Origin of the sequence: Virgisporangium ochraceum, assembly GCF_016863655.1 — a bacterium.
GTDB classification, from domain to species: domain Bacteria; phylum Actinomycetota; class Actinomycetes; order Mycobacteriales; family Micromonosporaceae; genus Virgisporangium; species Virgisporangium ochraceum.
Map to the genome: position 1 here is coordinate 30,811 of NZ_BOPH01000061.1, position 12,925 is coordinate 43,735.

The following is a 12,925-nucleotide window of genomic DNA, read 5'->3' on the forward strand; positions in this document are numbered from 1 at the left end:
TTGGGGGATCCGTGACTACCCAGCCCACCGGTCCGCACGGCACGGCCCCGCCGTCGGCCGCTGAGCAGACGAAGCCATTCCGTCAGGTGATCGCATTCGTGCTGCTCGGTGGCACCGCGGTCCTCCTGCTGATCACCTTCGCGCGTCTGCTGCTCCAGTTCGACGACTTCAGCGGGACGTTCTCCGCCCGCGCCAACCAGTTGGCAGACGACTTCGTCTCGCTGCCGGTCATCCTGGCGCTGGCCGTGGCCGTGCTGATCGCCACGCATGTGCGACCGCCGGTGCCGATGGCCCGGATCATCACGATCGTCGCGCTGGCCCTGGCCGGCTTCGCGGCGTTCTTCGCACTGGTCAGCATCTTCACCGGGTTCGCGCACACGGCCGGCGACGGCGGCGTCGAGGGCACCGGAGACGTCCGGCGGGCCTTCGAGGACCTGCTCGTGCGGCTCGTGCTGCTGTCCTTCCTGGCGGTCGTCGGGTTCGTGGCCTTCCGGTCGCTGCGGGGGCTACCGGCGGCGCAGCAGTTCGCCTACGCGGGTGGCTACCAGCAGCCCGGTGTCCAGACCGGCGGCCAGCAGGCGGTCCCCGGGTACGGCTACGGCCAGCCCGGCTACCAGCAGCAGACCGGCTACGTGCCCACCGGCGGGGCCGGCGCGACGCAGGCGTACCAGCCCGGCCAGCCGTACCCGGCCACCGGCGCGACGCAGTACGCGCAGCAGCCCGCCGCCGGCGGGTACCAGGCCACCCCGGCGGGCGGCTACCCGACCGCGGGTCAGCAGCCGGTTCAGCCGGGCCAGCAGCCGGGCGCCGCGCAGGGTGCACAGCAGGGTGCACAGCAGGCGACGCAGTCGGGCGGGTTCGCCGCGGCCGGATGGCCGGGCGGCGCGACCGCGGCGGGTGCGGCCGGTGGTGCCGCCGCCGGCGCGGCGGCAGGTGCCGCATCGGGTGGCGCGACGGGTGCGCAGGGTTACACCGGGCAGCCGGGGTACGGCGGCTACGGCGCCAGCACCGGCACCGACACGTCGGCCACCGCCGGCTCCTCGCCCGAGGCGCCCACCGCGGCCACCGCCTCCACCGCGGCCGCGCCCACGTCGGGTGTGCCGACGTCGGGGTCCGACGACCTCACGTCGCCGTTCGGCCCGGCTCCGACGAGCAGCGCCGGCCCGTCGACGTCGGAGTCCACGTCGCCGTCGTCCGACCCGGTCGCGTCGCCGTTCGGGTCGACGCCGTCGAGTGCTCCGACATCGGGGCCGGCGTCGCCGTACGGGTCCACGCCGTCGAGTGCTCCGACATCGGGGCCAGCGTCGCCGTACGGGTCCACGCCCACCGCGGGGGCTTCGCCGTACTCCACGCCACCGTCGACCTCGTCGGGCGCGGCCACCTCCGGGTGGCCGTCGATCGGGCAGTCGTCGGGCACGGAGGCGGCCGCGTCGCCGTTCGCCTCGCCGTACTCGGCGCCGCCCGCCGCGGGTGGCTCGTCGGCTCCGTCGACGGGCGCGCCCGTGGCGCCGTCGACCGGAACCCCGGCCACGCCGCCCACCTCGGGACCGCCCGCGGCCCCGTCACCGGGTTCGGCGTTCACGCCGTACTCCCCCCCGCCGGGCGGCTCCCCGTCCGAGCAGGCGACCTCGCCGTTCGGCACCGCCCCGTCGTCGTCCGCGTCCCCGTTCGGGGAGGCGCCGGCGTCCAGTTCGCCGTTCGGCACCCCGCCGGCGCAGCCGGTGTCGCCGGCCAGCGGTGGCCAGCCCGGCACCGTGTCCGGTCCGGCGAACTCCGGCGACCCGGGCCTGGAGGGCGAGAGCACCACGGTCCTGCGCCCGGGCGCGTCGTCACGCGGCAGTGACGAGCCCACGCAGACCGTGAGCGGCGAGGAGCCGACCGCGCAGGTCGACCAGCCCGACGAGGAGGGCCAGCGCACGCAGGTCATCCGGCCGGGCCAGAACAACCAGAACGACCAGCCCACCGAGCGCTGGCACTGACCGAACGCGACTGGGGTGCCGCGGACCTCCGGGTCCGCGGCAACCTTCCCGTCCGGGGCGTGATGCGCGTCGCATAGTGGGGCGCGCCCTCCGTCGTAGGCTGCAAGGCGTGCCAGATGATCGCGCCACCTTCGGCCAGCCCAGCTCCGCGGTCCGCCGGGCGCTGCGCCGGGCCCGCGACGGGAGCCAGCTCGACGTCACCGAGGCGGCCGTTCTGCTCGCCGCCCGCGGGGAGGCGCTCGACGACCTGCTCGCCGCCGCCGGTGCCGTCCGCGACGCGGGCCTGGCCGACGCCGGGCGGCCGGGCGTGGTCACGTACTCGAAGAAGGTCTTCATCCCGCTCACGCGGCTGTGCCGCGACCGCTGCCACTACTGCACGTTCGCCACCGTGCCGCACAAGCTGCCGGCCGCGTTCCTCGACCGCGACGAGGTGCTCGCGATCGCCAAGGAAGGCGCCGCGCAGGGCTGCAAGGAGGCCCTGTTCACGCTCGGCGACCGCCCCGAGGACCGCTGGGAGCAGGCCCGCGAGTGGCTCGACGCCCGCGGCTACGACTCCACGCTCGACTACGTGCGGGCGATGGCCATCGCCGTGCTGGAGGAGACCGGTCTCCTCCCGCACCTCAACCCCGGCGTCATGAGCTGGGCCGACCTGCAGCGGCTCAAGCCGGTCGCGCCGAGCATGGGCATGATGCTCGAGACCACCGCCACCCGGCTCTGGTCGGAGAAGGGCGGCCCGCACTACGGCTCGCCCGACAAGGACCCCGCCGTGCGCCTGCGCGTCCTGGAGGACGCCGGCCGGGTCAACGTCCCGTTCACGACGGGCATCCTCATCGGCATCGGCGAGAACCTCACCGAGCGGGCCGAGTCGCTGTTCGCGCTCCGGAAGGTGTCCCGCGAGTACGGGCACATCCAGGAGGTCATCGTCCAGAACTTCCGGGCCAAGCCCGACACGGCGATGCGCGGGATGCCCGACGCCGAACTCGACGACCTCGCCGCCACCGTGGCGGTCGCCCGGCTGGTCCTCGGACCGGGAGCACGGATCCAGGCGCCGCCGAACCTCATTGGTGACGAGTACGCGCTCCTGCTCAGGGCCGGCATCGACGACTGGGGCGGCGTCTCGCCGGTGACCCCCGACCACGTCAACCCCGAGCGCCCGTGGCCGCAGATCGACGAGCTCGCGGCCCGCTCCAGGGCCGCCGGATTCCAACTGCGGGAACGGCTCACCATCTACCCGCGCTACGCGAAGCAGGGCGACCCCTGGCTCGACCCGCGCCTGAGCGCACACGTGGCCGCGCTGATCGACGTCACCACCGGGCTGGCGAACGAGAAGGCCTACCCGAAGGGCCTGCCGTGGCAGGAGCCCGACGGCGGCTTCGAGTCGACCGGCCGCACCGACCTGCACGCCGACATCGACGTCGCCGGCCGTACGAGCGACCGCCGCGGCGACTTCGACTCCGTCTACGGCGACTGGGCCGAGGTGAAGAACGCCGCGGAGCTGGCGTCGCCTGGACTGAGGAGTGCAGGGAGCGAAGCGACCCGAGCGACGAGGGAAGGCGGCGCCTCCGGAAGCTCCACGGCCCGCGCGAGCGGAGCGAGCGCCAACAGCTCAGTCCGGCCGGTCGAGCGGATCGACGGAGACGCCATGGCCGCGCTCAAGGTCGCCGAGTCGGACCCCGGCGCGCTGCTCACCCGGTCCAACGAAGATCTTGCCCTGGCTCTGTTCACCGCGACCGGCGCGGCGCTCGACGCGCTGACGAACCTCGCCGACCGACTGCGCCGCGACACCGTCGGCGACGACGTCACGTACGTTGTGAACCGCAACATCAACTTCTCGAACGTCTGCTACGTGGGCTGCCGGTTCTGCGCGTTCGCGCAGCGTGAGCGCGACGCCGACGCCTACCGCCTGTCGGTCGACGAGGTGGCCGACCGGGCCGAGGAGGCCTGGCGGGCCGGCGCCACCGAGGTGTGCCTGCAGGGCGGCATCGACCCGAAGCTGCCGGTGACCGCCTACGCCGACATCGTGCGGGCGATCAAGGAGCGCGTGCCGGGCATGCACGTGCACGCGTTCAGCCCGATGGAGATCGCGACCGGGTCGGCGAAGGCCGGCGTATCGGTGCGCGAGTGGCTCCTGTCGCTTCGTGAGGCGGGGCTGGACACGATCCCGGGTACGGCGGCCGAGATCCTCGACGACGAGGTGCGCTGGATCCTCACCAAGGGCAAGCTGCCGGCCGCCACCTGGGTGGAGGTCGTCGGCACCGCGCACGAGGTGGGCCTGCGGTCGAGCGCCACCATGATGTACGGCCACGTCGACCAGCCGCGGCACTGGCTCACGCATTTCCGGGTGCTCGCCGACCTCCAGGACCGCACGGGCGGCTTCACCGAGTTCGTGGCGCTCCCGTTCGTCCACACGAACGCACCGATCTACCTGGCCGGCATCGCGCGGCCCGGACCGACGATGCGCGACAACCGAGCGGTGCACGCCATGGCCCGGGTGCTGCTGCACGGGCGCATCCCCAACATCCAGTGCTCCTGGGTGAAGCTGGGCGACGAAGGCACCGCCATGATGCTGAACGGCGGCTGCAACGACCTCGGCGGAACCCTGATGGAGGAGACGATCTCGCGGATGGCGGGGTCGGGCCACGGGTCTCTCCGGACGGTGGAGCAGCTCCACGCGATGGCCGCGCTGGCCGGTCGGCCGGCTCGCGAACGCACCACCACATATGCCCGCGCGTAGGTGGGTGACTACACACCGTTGAGCGTTACCTAGCACCGTACTGGGTCGATAACAGTGCGGCGTGGCAGTTTCGCACCCGCTGTGAATTCCTTGCTCAACCGGGCCCAATTATCAGGTTCGGCTTGACGATGCACGCATTACACGCGTGTAATTTCACGGGGGAGGTTCGAGCGGTGTGGTCAAACCCGTACCGAACGGACCTTGAAAGACACACGTCACCGCGAGAGAAAGACCAGAACAAGCGCCTTCCGCGTGGGGGGTTGCGCCGGTGATCCAACCGGCGCGCAGTAAGGAGGCACGCTGATGGACGGCCAGGTCGTAGTGGCCGATCTGCTTGGTAACGCTCCGGAGTGGCAGGAGCGCGCTCTGTGCGCGCAGACGGACCCGGAGGCGTTCTTCCCGGAGAAGGGCGGCTCCACCCGCGAGGCCAAGCGGATCTGCACCCGGTGCGAGGTGCGCGCCGAGTGCCTCGAGTACGCACTCGGCTCCGACGAACGGTTCGGAATCTGGGGTGGGCTCTCGGAACGTGAGCGCCGCAAGCTGAAGCGCCGCGCCGCTTAGAAAAGCAGGGCGGCGCCCGCGCCGGCTCGGCTGGCTCGAGGCGCCGCTTAGTGTCAGGAACGCCCGCCCTCGAGGCGGGCGTTCCTCTATGTGCGGGATCAGGTGTCGAGGTCGTCGGGGCTCACGCCGAGAAGGTTCGCCACCTGCTCGACGATCACGTCGTGGATGAGATCGGCGAGATCGTCACGGTCGCTGGCGCGCAGTTCGAGGGGACGCCGGTAGAGCACGATCCTCGGCGGCAGACCCTGCCGGCCCGGCCGCCCCGGCAGCAGGCGGGCCAGCGGCACCTCGCCGTCCTCCAGCACGTCGGAGTCGTAGACGTTCAGCTCGGGCGGCACGTCCTCCACCGCGAACTCGACGCCGGCCAGCTCACCGGCGAACCGGCCCTCCAGCGCCTCGACGGCGTCGAGCACCAGGTCGTCGAAGATCTCGGCGCGGGTGCGCGCCAACGGCACCGAAGCGGGCACGAGCCGGCCACGCAGGCCACGGCCGTGCCGATCGCGCCCGCGGCGCCCGGGCCCGCGGCTGCGTCGATCAGGGGAACTCACGCAGCCAGCGTACCGACGCCACGACCGGCGCAGATACCGCAGTCCACCCAGCGGCGTGTCGCGGCTCACGGACCCCGGGTGGCTCGACGGCGTGTCGCGGGCCATTCGGCCTTTCGTGGGACCCGGGAGCGATAACGTTCCGCCGTGAGGTCACCACGGCGCTGCTCCCGCAACGGCTGCCCCCGGCTGCCGGTCGCGACGCTGACGTACGTGTATGCGGAGTCGACCGCGGTCGTGGGGCCACTGGCTTCGTACGCCGAGCCCCATTCCTACGACCTGTGCGAGCCGCACGCCCGCAGCCTCACCGCCCCCCGCGGCTGGGAACTGGTCCGCCACGACGGCGAGTTCGAGCCGCCGCCCCCCACCTCGGACGACCTGGTGGCCCTGGCCGACGCCGTACGTGAAGCCGCTCGTCCGGTTCAGCGGCAGGGCGACTTCCCGGAAACTGCTGGTCTTGGTCGGCGGGCGCATTTGCGGGTCATTCCGCCTGCCTAGGTTTTTCCGTCGTCGTGGGGTTCGGGGGTCACCCCAGTCCCGCCACCCGCTCTTCGAGGCTTGGAGGGGGTTGGGCCAGCTACGGGTGGCCCGCCTGTCGACAGGGACCAGCTAGAGAGCCTGTTTCCGAACCTGGCGTGTGGGACGTGGTAGGTCCGGTCCGGCGTGGTGGGGATCGATGAGGGCGGGCTCTTGGCAGACCTGACCGATGCCCGAGTAGGCGGTCCTGGCGGCGATGCTGGCGGTGCCGGCCTGTCACCGGCCCAGCTGAGGCCGGCCTGAACGCCACCACCGTCGGGCGTCCTGCACGCGGTCTCCTACCTGGTCGACCACGGCATCAAATGGAGGGAGCCGCCGACCGATTCCCCGCCCTGGCAGACCGTCTACGGCCTGTTCGCCCGCTGGTGCGCCGAAACAAGATCAGAAACAGGCTCCACAGCTGGTCCCGCCACCTTCACGCTTTCAAGGGGGACAGGCGCGTGATGCTGGACCAAACCGCCCTACAGACGTGACCAGGCCTCAGAGAGAACGGAACGGAGAATCGACTCGATCTCCGCGAAGTGGGACTCGTCGCAGATCAGGGGCGGGGCCAGCTGCACCACGGGGTCGCCGCGGTCGTCGGCACGGCAGTACAGGCCGGCCTCGAAGAGGGCCTTGGACAGGAAGCCGCGCAGGAGGCGTTCGGACTCCTCCGCCGAGAACGTCTCCTTCGTGGTTTTGTCCTTCACCAGCTCGATGCCGTAGAAGTAGCCGTCGCCGCGTACGTCGCCGACGATCGGCAGGTCGTAGAGCTTCTCGAGGTGGGAGCGGAAGGCGTCGCGGTTGCGGCGCACGTGGCCGTTGAGGTCCTCGCGTTCGAAGAGGTCGAGGTTGGCCATCGCGACAGCGGCGCCCACCGGGTGGCCGCCGAACGTGATGCCGTGCGCGAAGGTGCTGGTGCCGTGCAGGAAGGGCTCGGCGATGCGGTCGCTCACGATCATGGCGCCGAGGGGGATGTAGCCGCTGGTCAGGCCCTTGGCGCAGGTGATGATGTCGGGCTGGTAGCCGAACCGCGTGGCGCCGAAGTACTCGCCGAGGCGGCCGAACGCGCAGATGACCTCGTCGGAAACCAGCAGCACGTCGTGGCGGTCGCAGATCTCGCGGACCCGCTCGAAGTAGCCGGGCGGGGGCGGGAAGCAGCCGCCCGCGTTCTGCACCGGCTCCAGGTAGACGGCCGCGACCGTGTCAGGGCCCTCCAGCTCGATGGCCTCCTCGATGCGGTCGGCGGCCCAGCGGCCGAACTCCTCCGGCGTGTCGCCGGCCCCCTCCGGCCGCCGGTAGAAATTGGTGTTGGGCACCCGGAACGTCGACGGCACCAGCGGCTCGAAGTCCTGCTTCAGGGCCGGGATACCGGTGATCGACAGGGCGCCCATCGTGGTGCCGTGGTAGGCGATCTGCCGGGAGATGACCTTGTGCTTGCCGGGCTTGCCGACCTTGCGGAAGTAGGAGCGGGCGAGCTTCCACGCGCTCTCCACGGCCTCGGAGCCGCCCGCGGTGAAGAAGACCCGGTTCAGGTCACCCGGCGCCAGGCCCGCGAGCCGTTCGGCGAGGGCGATGGCGGACGGGTGTGCGTACGACCAGATGGGAAAGTAGGCGAGCTCGCTGGCCTGCTTGGCCATGGCGTCCGCCAGCTCCTGCCGTCCGTGGCCGACCTGCACCACGAACAGGCCGGCGAGGCCGTCGAGGTAGCGCTTGCCGTGAGCGTCCCAGATGTAGGCGCCCTCGCCGCGCACGATCGTCGGCGGTGCGGTGTCCGCGTACGCCGCCATCCGGCTGAAGTGCATCCACAGGTGGTCGTGAGCGCTCATCGGGTCCCCCAGGAGTAGGTCTGTTTCGCGAGTTTCAGGTACACGAAAGTCTCGGTCGTGGTGACGCCGGGAATCATCCGCACGGTGTCGTTGAGCAGCTTGAGGAGGTGGTCGTCGTCGGTGCAGACCATCTCGGCCAGCAGGTCGTAGCCGCCGGCGCACATGACCACGTAGTCGATCTCCGGCACGGCGGCCAGCGCCTCGGCGACGCTGCGCAGGTCACCGGTCACCTTGATGCCGATCATCACCTGGCGGGTGAAACCGAGCGTCAAGGGATCGGTGACCGCGACGATCTGCATCACGTTGTTGTCGAGTAACCGCTGCACCCGTTGCCGTACCGCCGCCTCGGACAGCCCGACCACCTTGGCCAGCGCGGCGTAGGACATCCGCCCGTCACGCTGAAGCTGTTCGATGATGAGCTTGTTCGTGTCGTCGAGTACGGACTCGGTAGTCATGGTTTCAGGATGCCGCTTCGTCGGTGCCGACGAATTCCCCGGTCTCGGTGACGACAGTGTCGGAGCGCAGGGTCTCGCCCCGGAAGAACGCCGGCGCCATCACGTTCCAGACGATCATGAAGACGACACCGAGCACCATCGATCCGACCCCGAGCACGAACGCGCCGCCCACGCCGAGGATCGTCGTCTCGGTGTTCTCCGGGTCGAGCAGGTCGATACCGGTGCGCACCATCGCGACGAACAGGATCACCCCGCCGAGGAACGGCAGGATCACCTTCTGCAGGGCGGGCTTCAGGCCCCTACCGATCTCGCGGCGGAACGCCCAGGCCGACGTGAACCCGGTGAGCCCGTAGTAGAACGCGATCAGCAGGCCGATCGAGAGGATCAGGTCGTACATGGCCGCGGTGCTGATGAAGTACAGCCCGCCGTAGAACACCGCCGACACGATGCCCATCGCCCAGGTCGACACGCTCGGCGTCTGGAAGCGGGGGTTCACCGTGGCGAACGTCTTCGGCAGCGCCTTGTAGGCCGCCATCGCCAGCGTGCCGCGGGCGGTGGGCAGGATCGTCGTCTGCGTCGACGCGGCCGCCGACGTGAGCACCGCGATGATCAGCAGCTTGACGCCCCACGACCCCATCGCCGCCTCGCCGGTGACGCCGAGCACGTCATCGGTGTGCTCGGGGTTCGCCAGCCCGATGCCCTCGGTGCCGACGCCGGCGTAGGCCTGCGCCGCCACGGTGACCACCACGTACGTGAGCACCAGCACGATCGTCGACAGGACGGCCGCCCGGCCCGGGTTCACGTGCGGGTCGGTCGTCTCCTCGTTGGCGGCGACCGCCGAGTCCCAGCCCCAGTAGATGAACACGGCCAGGAGGAAACCCGCGGACAGCGCGCTGAACGACAGCCCGACCGGGTTGAACCACGACAGTGACGGGGTGATCGCCTGGTCGCCGGCGGTGCCCGCGTAGACCTGCCACAGCGCGACGACCGAGAAGAGCGCCAGCACCGCCAGCTCGGCCGCGAGCAGGAAGTACTGCGTACGCGCGGACAGCTCGATGCCCCGCCAGGCGATGAACGTCATGACGAGGATCCACACGATGCCGAGCGCCACGACCGCGCCCTCGCTGGCCTCGATGCCGAACAGCGAGTACGTGTACAGCGCCGCGATCTCGGCCAGCGACGCCATCACGATGACGTCGGCCATGATCAGTGCCCAGCCGCTGAGCCAGCCGGCGCGCGGCCCGAACACCTTCGCGGTCCAGGTGAAGTTGGTGCCGCAGTCGGGCGTCGCGGCGTTGAGCGACTTGTAGGCGTAGGAGATGAACAGGATCGGAACGAACGCGATGAGCATGATGACCGGCGCCTTCTCGCCGACCTCCGCGGAGATTCCGCCGAGGACGGCCGCCAGGCTGTAACCGGGCGCGGTGGACGCGACCCCGATCACGATGCTGGAAAGCAGTCCGATCGCGCCGAGTTTGAGGCCTTTGCCGGCAACTTCGGGAGCGGGCGAGGTGGTGGTCATGGGTACCGTCCTCAAGGCCGAGGGGAGCCTGCTGCGTTTATCGCAGGTTATGAGCTTCTTGACAAGGGTTTCCGTGGCAGGAAACCTGAGGTGATGCGGATCCTGTTGATCGGCGCCGGTGGCGTGGGCTCCGCCGCCGTGGCGATCGCTGCCCGGCGCCCCTTCTTCGACGCGATGGTCGTGGCCGACTACGACCTCGCGCGTGCGCAGCGGGCGGTCGCGTCCGCCGACCACCGGTTCACCGCGGCCCGCCTCGACGCGTCAAGCGCGGCCGACGTCACCGAGCTGTGCCGGGCCGAGCGGATCACCCACGTGTTCAACGCCGTCGATCCGCGGTTCGTCATGCCGATCTTCACCGGCGCGTTCGACGCCGGCGCCGACTACCTCGACATGGCCATGTCGTTGTCGCGTCCGCACCCGTCGAAGCCCTACGAGGAGACCGGCGTCAAGCTCGGCGACGAGCAGTTCGCCCTCTCCGGGGCCTGGGCCGACCGGGGCCGGCTCGCGCTCGTCGGCATCGGCGTCGAGCCCGGCCTGAGCGACGTGTTCGCCCGCTACGCCGCCGACGAGCTGTTCGACTCCATCGACGAGATCGGGGTGCGCGACGGCGCCAACCTCGTGGTCGACGGGTACGACTTCGCGCCGTCCTTCTCGATCTGGACCACGATCGAGGAGTGCCTCAACCCGCCGGTGATCTACGAGAGCGGCCGCGGCTGGTACACCACCGAGCCGTTCTCCGAGCCCGAGGTGTTCGACTTCCCGCACGGCATCGGCCCGGTCGAGTGCGTCAACGTGGAGCACGAGGAGGTGCTGCTCATCCCGCGCTGGGTGAAGGCCGGCCGGGTCACGTTCAAGTACGGCCTCGGCGAGGAGTTCATCGGCGTGCTGCGCACGCTGCACAAGCTCGGCCTCGATTCGACGCGGCCCGTTCGCGTCGGGTCCGTCGAGGTCGCGCCGCGCGATGTGGTCGCGGCGTGCCTGCCCGATCCCGCGGGTCTCGGTGATCGCATGCACGGAAAGACCTGCGCCGGGACGTGGGTGCGCGGCTCCTCCCGCGGCGAGCCGCGCGAGGTGTACCTGTACCACGTGGTCGACAACGACTGGTCGATGAGCCGCGACGGCGCGCAGGCCGTGGTGTGGCAGACCGCCGTCAACCCGGTGGTCGCGCTCGAACTGCTGGCGCACGGCGGGTGGAGCGGCGTCGGCGTGCTGGGACCGGAGGCGCTCACGCCGTCACCTTTCCTTGAGCTCTTGAACGACCACGGCGCGCCGTGGGAGATTCGCGAGTCGTGACCGAACGTTATGGAGCGATGTACGGCCCGGACATCACGTTCCTGGGTGTCGACCGGTGTTCCTGGGACGCGGTGCCCGACGACGCCGACGTGGTGATCCTCGGCGCGCCGTTCGACGGTGGCACCTCGCACCGGCCGGGCACCCGGTTCGGGCCGCAGGCGATGCGGCAGGCCTGCTACCTGGCGCACGACGGGTCGCGGCCGTCGCTGGCGCTGCGGGTCGACGCGCTGCGCGACCTGCGCGTGTACGACGCCGGCGACGTCGAGATGTTCGGTGGCGACATCGAACGCTCGCTGCGCGACCTGGAGACGGCCGTGACGACGGTCGCCGCCGCCGGCGCGATCCCGGTGGTGCTCGGCGGCGACCACTCGATCGCCTGGCCCGACGCCACCGGCGTGGCCCGGCACGTCGGGTGGGGCCGGGTGTCGATGGTGCACTTCGACGCGCACGCCGACACGGGCGAGATCGAGTTCGGGTCGCTGTACGGGCACGGCCAGCCGATGCGGCGGCTGATCGAGTCGGGCGCCGTACGGGGAGACCGGTTCCTGCAGATCGGCCTGCGCGGCTACTGGCCGGGGCCGGACGTGCTGTCGTGGATGGCGTCGCACCGCATGCGCTCCTACGAGATGACGGAGGTCGTCGCGCGCGGCCTCGACGAGTGCCTCTCGGAGGCCTTCACCATCGCCGTCGACTCCTGTGACGGCGTCTTCCTGTCGGTGGACGTCGACGTGGTCGACCCGGGGATGGCGCCCGGCACCGGCACCCCCGAGCCCGGTGGTCTCACCACCCGCCAGCTGCTCGACGCGGTGCGCAGGTGCTGCTACGAGCTGCCTGTGGCCGGTGTTGATGTGGTGGAGGTCGCACCCCCGTACGACGTGTCCGACGTGACCGCATATCTCGGAAATCGGGTGGTGCTGGAGGCACTCTCGGCGATCGCCCGGCGACGCCGTGACGCCGTTTCCGGAGAGACGTGGGATCCACGCCAGCCGCTGCTCGACGGCCGGTAACAATTTGCAGTGAGGTGGAAAACTCGGGGAATCGAGCGCGGCATCATGGGAAGGTAGCGGCGCTGCCGCGGCGGGGGTACGTAATGGTCGAGGGGGGAACAGACCGTGGGGTACATCAAACCCGACAGCGCGCTGGTGCGCGCTGCCACTGATCTACTGAGTCGCCACGCGGGGCAGGCCGGGGGAACCTGCTCGAGCTGTGGCGAGTCCAGCCCGTGCGCGTCGGCGCGCCACGCGGTGGAGGTGCGGCGGGCGGCGGGCCTGCCCGACACGATCTCCGCGTCCGACCCGCTCGTCAACGACGGCTCCGACGCGCTGAGCGCCCCGATCGCGCCCAGCTCCTTCGGGTCCGGCTTCAGCGGCAACTCCAGCTACGGCGACTCGCCCGCACCCGCGCTCGCGGTGGCCGGCCAGTCGGGCGTCAACTCCGGCTCGTTCGGCTCCCGCCCAGCGGTCGGCCTGTCCAAGGCCGGAGCCGAGTAAC

General features: G+C 70.9%; 12 protein-coding genes. 8 read left to right on the top strand and 4 right to left on the bottom strand.

Features of this window, described 5'->3' with window-relative positions; translation table 11 throughout:
* The first annotated feature begins 11 nt into the window (after positions 1-11).
* The 3 genes from Voc01_RS21490 to Voc01_RS21500 all read left to right on the top strand — a co-directional run bounded on the left by Voc01_RS21490 (position 12) and on the right by Voc01_RS21500 (position 5,274).
* Entirely contained in the window at positions 12-1,979 is a 1,968-nt protein-coding gene (locus tag Voc01_RS21490; RefSeq protein ID WP_203929287.1) for a hypothetical protein, read from the top strand.
* A 109-nt stretch (positions 1,980-2,088) separates the two neighbouring features.
* Entirely contained in the window at positions 2,089-4,713 is a 2,625-nt protein-coding gene (locus tag Voc01_RS21495; protein ID WP_203929288.1) for a bifunctional FO biosynthesis protein CofGH, read from the top strand.
* Positions 4,714-5,016: 303 nt separating this feature from the next.
* A complete protein-coding gene (locus Voc01_RS21500) occupies positions 5,017-5,274 on the top strand; it encodes a WhiB family transcriptional regulator (protein WP_203929289.1) in 258 nt (85 codons plus the stop codon).
* Positions 5,275-5,372: 98 nt separating this feature from the next.
* Here Voc01_RS21500 and Voc01_RS21505 read toward each other — a convergent pair whose 3' ends face one another.
* The gene (locus Voc01_RS21505) at positions 5,373-5,822 is read right to left on the bottom strand and encodes a metallopeptidase family protein (protein ID WP_203929290.1); all 450 of its coding nucleotides are present in this window, start codon (positions 5,820-5,822) and stop codon (positions 5,373-5,375) included.
* Between the two features lie 144 nt (positions 5,823-5,966).
* Between Voc01_RS21505 and Voc01_RS21510 the strand changes: the two genes are divergently transcribed.
* Both Voc01_RS21510 and Voc01_RS54660 read left to right on the top strand, forming a co-directional pair.
* Positions 5,967-6,317, top strand: coding sequence for a DUF3499 domain-containing protein (locus Voc01_RS21510; RefSeq protein ID WP_203929291.1), 351 nt, complete (start codon positions 5,967-5,969; stop codon positions 6,315-6,317).
* Positions 6,318-6,620: 303 nt separating this feature from the next.
* A complete protein-coding gene (locus Voc01_RS54660; RefSeq protein ID WP_203929319.1) occupies positions 6,621-6,800 on the top strand; it encodes a transposase in 180 nt (59 codons plus the stop codon).
* Positions 6,801-6,817: 17 nt separating this feature from the next.
* Here the strand turns inward: Voc01_RS54660 and Voc01_RS21520 are convergent, their stop codons facing one another.
* Genes Voc01_RS21520 through Voc01_RS21530 form a run of 3 tightly spaced genes read right to left on the bottom strand, consistent with a single transcriptional unit; the run spans position 6,818 to position 10,141 of the window.
* Positions 6,818-8,164 (bottom strand): aspartate aminotransferase family protein, encoded by a 1,347-nt coding sequence (locus Voc01_RS21520; protein WP_203929292.1) that lies wholly within the window; start codon positions 8,162-8,164, stop codon positions 6,818-6,820.
* A complete protein-coding gene (locus Voc01_RS21525; RefSeq protein WP_203929293.1) occupies positions 8,161-8,619 on the bottom strand; it encodes an Lrp/AsnC family transcriptional regulator in 459 nt (152 codons plus the stop codon). Before Voc01_RS21525 ends, Voc01_RS21520 begins: the two co-directional genes overlap by 4 nt.
* Before the next feature lie 4 nt (positions 8,620-8,623).
* Positions 8,624-10,141, bottom strand: a complete 1,518-nt coding sequence (locus tag Voc01_RS21530; protein WP_203929294.1) for an APC family permease — start codon at positions 10,139-10,141, stop codon at positions 8,624-8,626.
* Between the two features lie 93 nt (positions 10,142-10,234).
* Here Voc01_RS21530 and Voc01_RS21535 point away from each other — a divergent pair, with 93 nt between their 5' ends.
* The 3 genes from Voc01_RS21535 to Voc01_RS21545 all read left to right on the top strand — a co-directional run bounded on the left by Voc01_RS21535 (position 10,235) and on the right by Voc01_RS21545 (position 12,924).
* Positions 10,235-11,434 (top strand): saccharopine dehydrogenase family protein, encoded by a 1,200-nt coding sequence (locus Voc01_RS21535; protein ID WP_203929295.1) that lies wholly within the window; start codon positions 10,235-10,237, stop codon positions 11,432-11,434.
* A gap of 17 nt (positions 11,435-11,451) precedes the next feature.
* A complete protein-coding gene (gene speB, locus Voc01_RS21540; protein WP_203929320.1) occupies positions 11,452-12,441 on the top strand; it encodes an agmatinase in 990 nt (329 codons plus the stop codon).
* Between the two features lie 105 nt (positions 12,442-12,546).
* The gene (locus Voc01_RS21545; RefSeq protein WP_203929296.1) at positions 12,547-12,924 is read left to right on the top strand and encodes a hypothetical protein; all 378 of its coding nucleotides are present in this window, start codon (positions 12,547-12,549) and stop codon (positions 12,922-12,924) included.
* Position 12,925: the final 1 nt, after the last annotated feature.

Coding starts and splice junctions, on each gene's coding strand:
- Voc01_RS21500 (WP_203929289.1), top strand. CDS start 5,017: ATGGACGGCCAGGTCGTAGTGGCCGATCTGCTTGGTAACGCTCCGGAG.
- Voc01_RS21520 (WP_203929292.1), bottom strand. CDS start 8,164: ATGAGCGCTCACGACCACCTGTGGATGCACTTCAGCCGGATGGCGGCG.
- Voc01_RS21525 (WP_203929293.1), bottom strand. CDS start 8,619: ATGACTACCGAGTCCGTACTCGACGACACGAACAAGCTCATCATCGAA.
- Voc01_RS21530 (WP_203929294.1), bottom strand. CDS start 10,141: ATGACCACCACCTCGCCCGCTCCCGAAGTTGCCGGCAAAGGCCTCAAA.
- Voc01_RS21535 (WP_203929295.1), top strand. CDS start 10,235: ATGCGGATCCTGTTGATCGGCGCCGGTGGCGTGGGCTCCGCCGCCGTG.
- speB (WP_203929320.1), top strand. CDS start 11,452: ATGTACGGCCCGGACATCACGTTCCTGGGTGTCGACCGGTGTTCCTGG.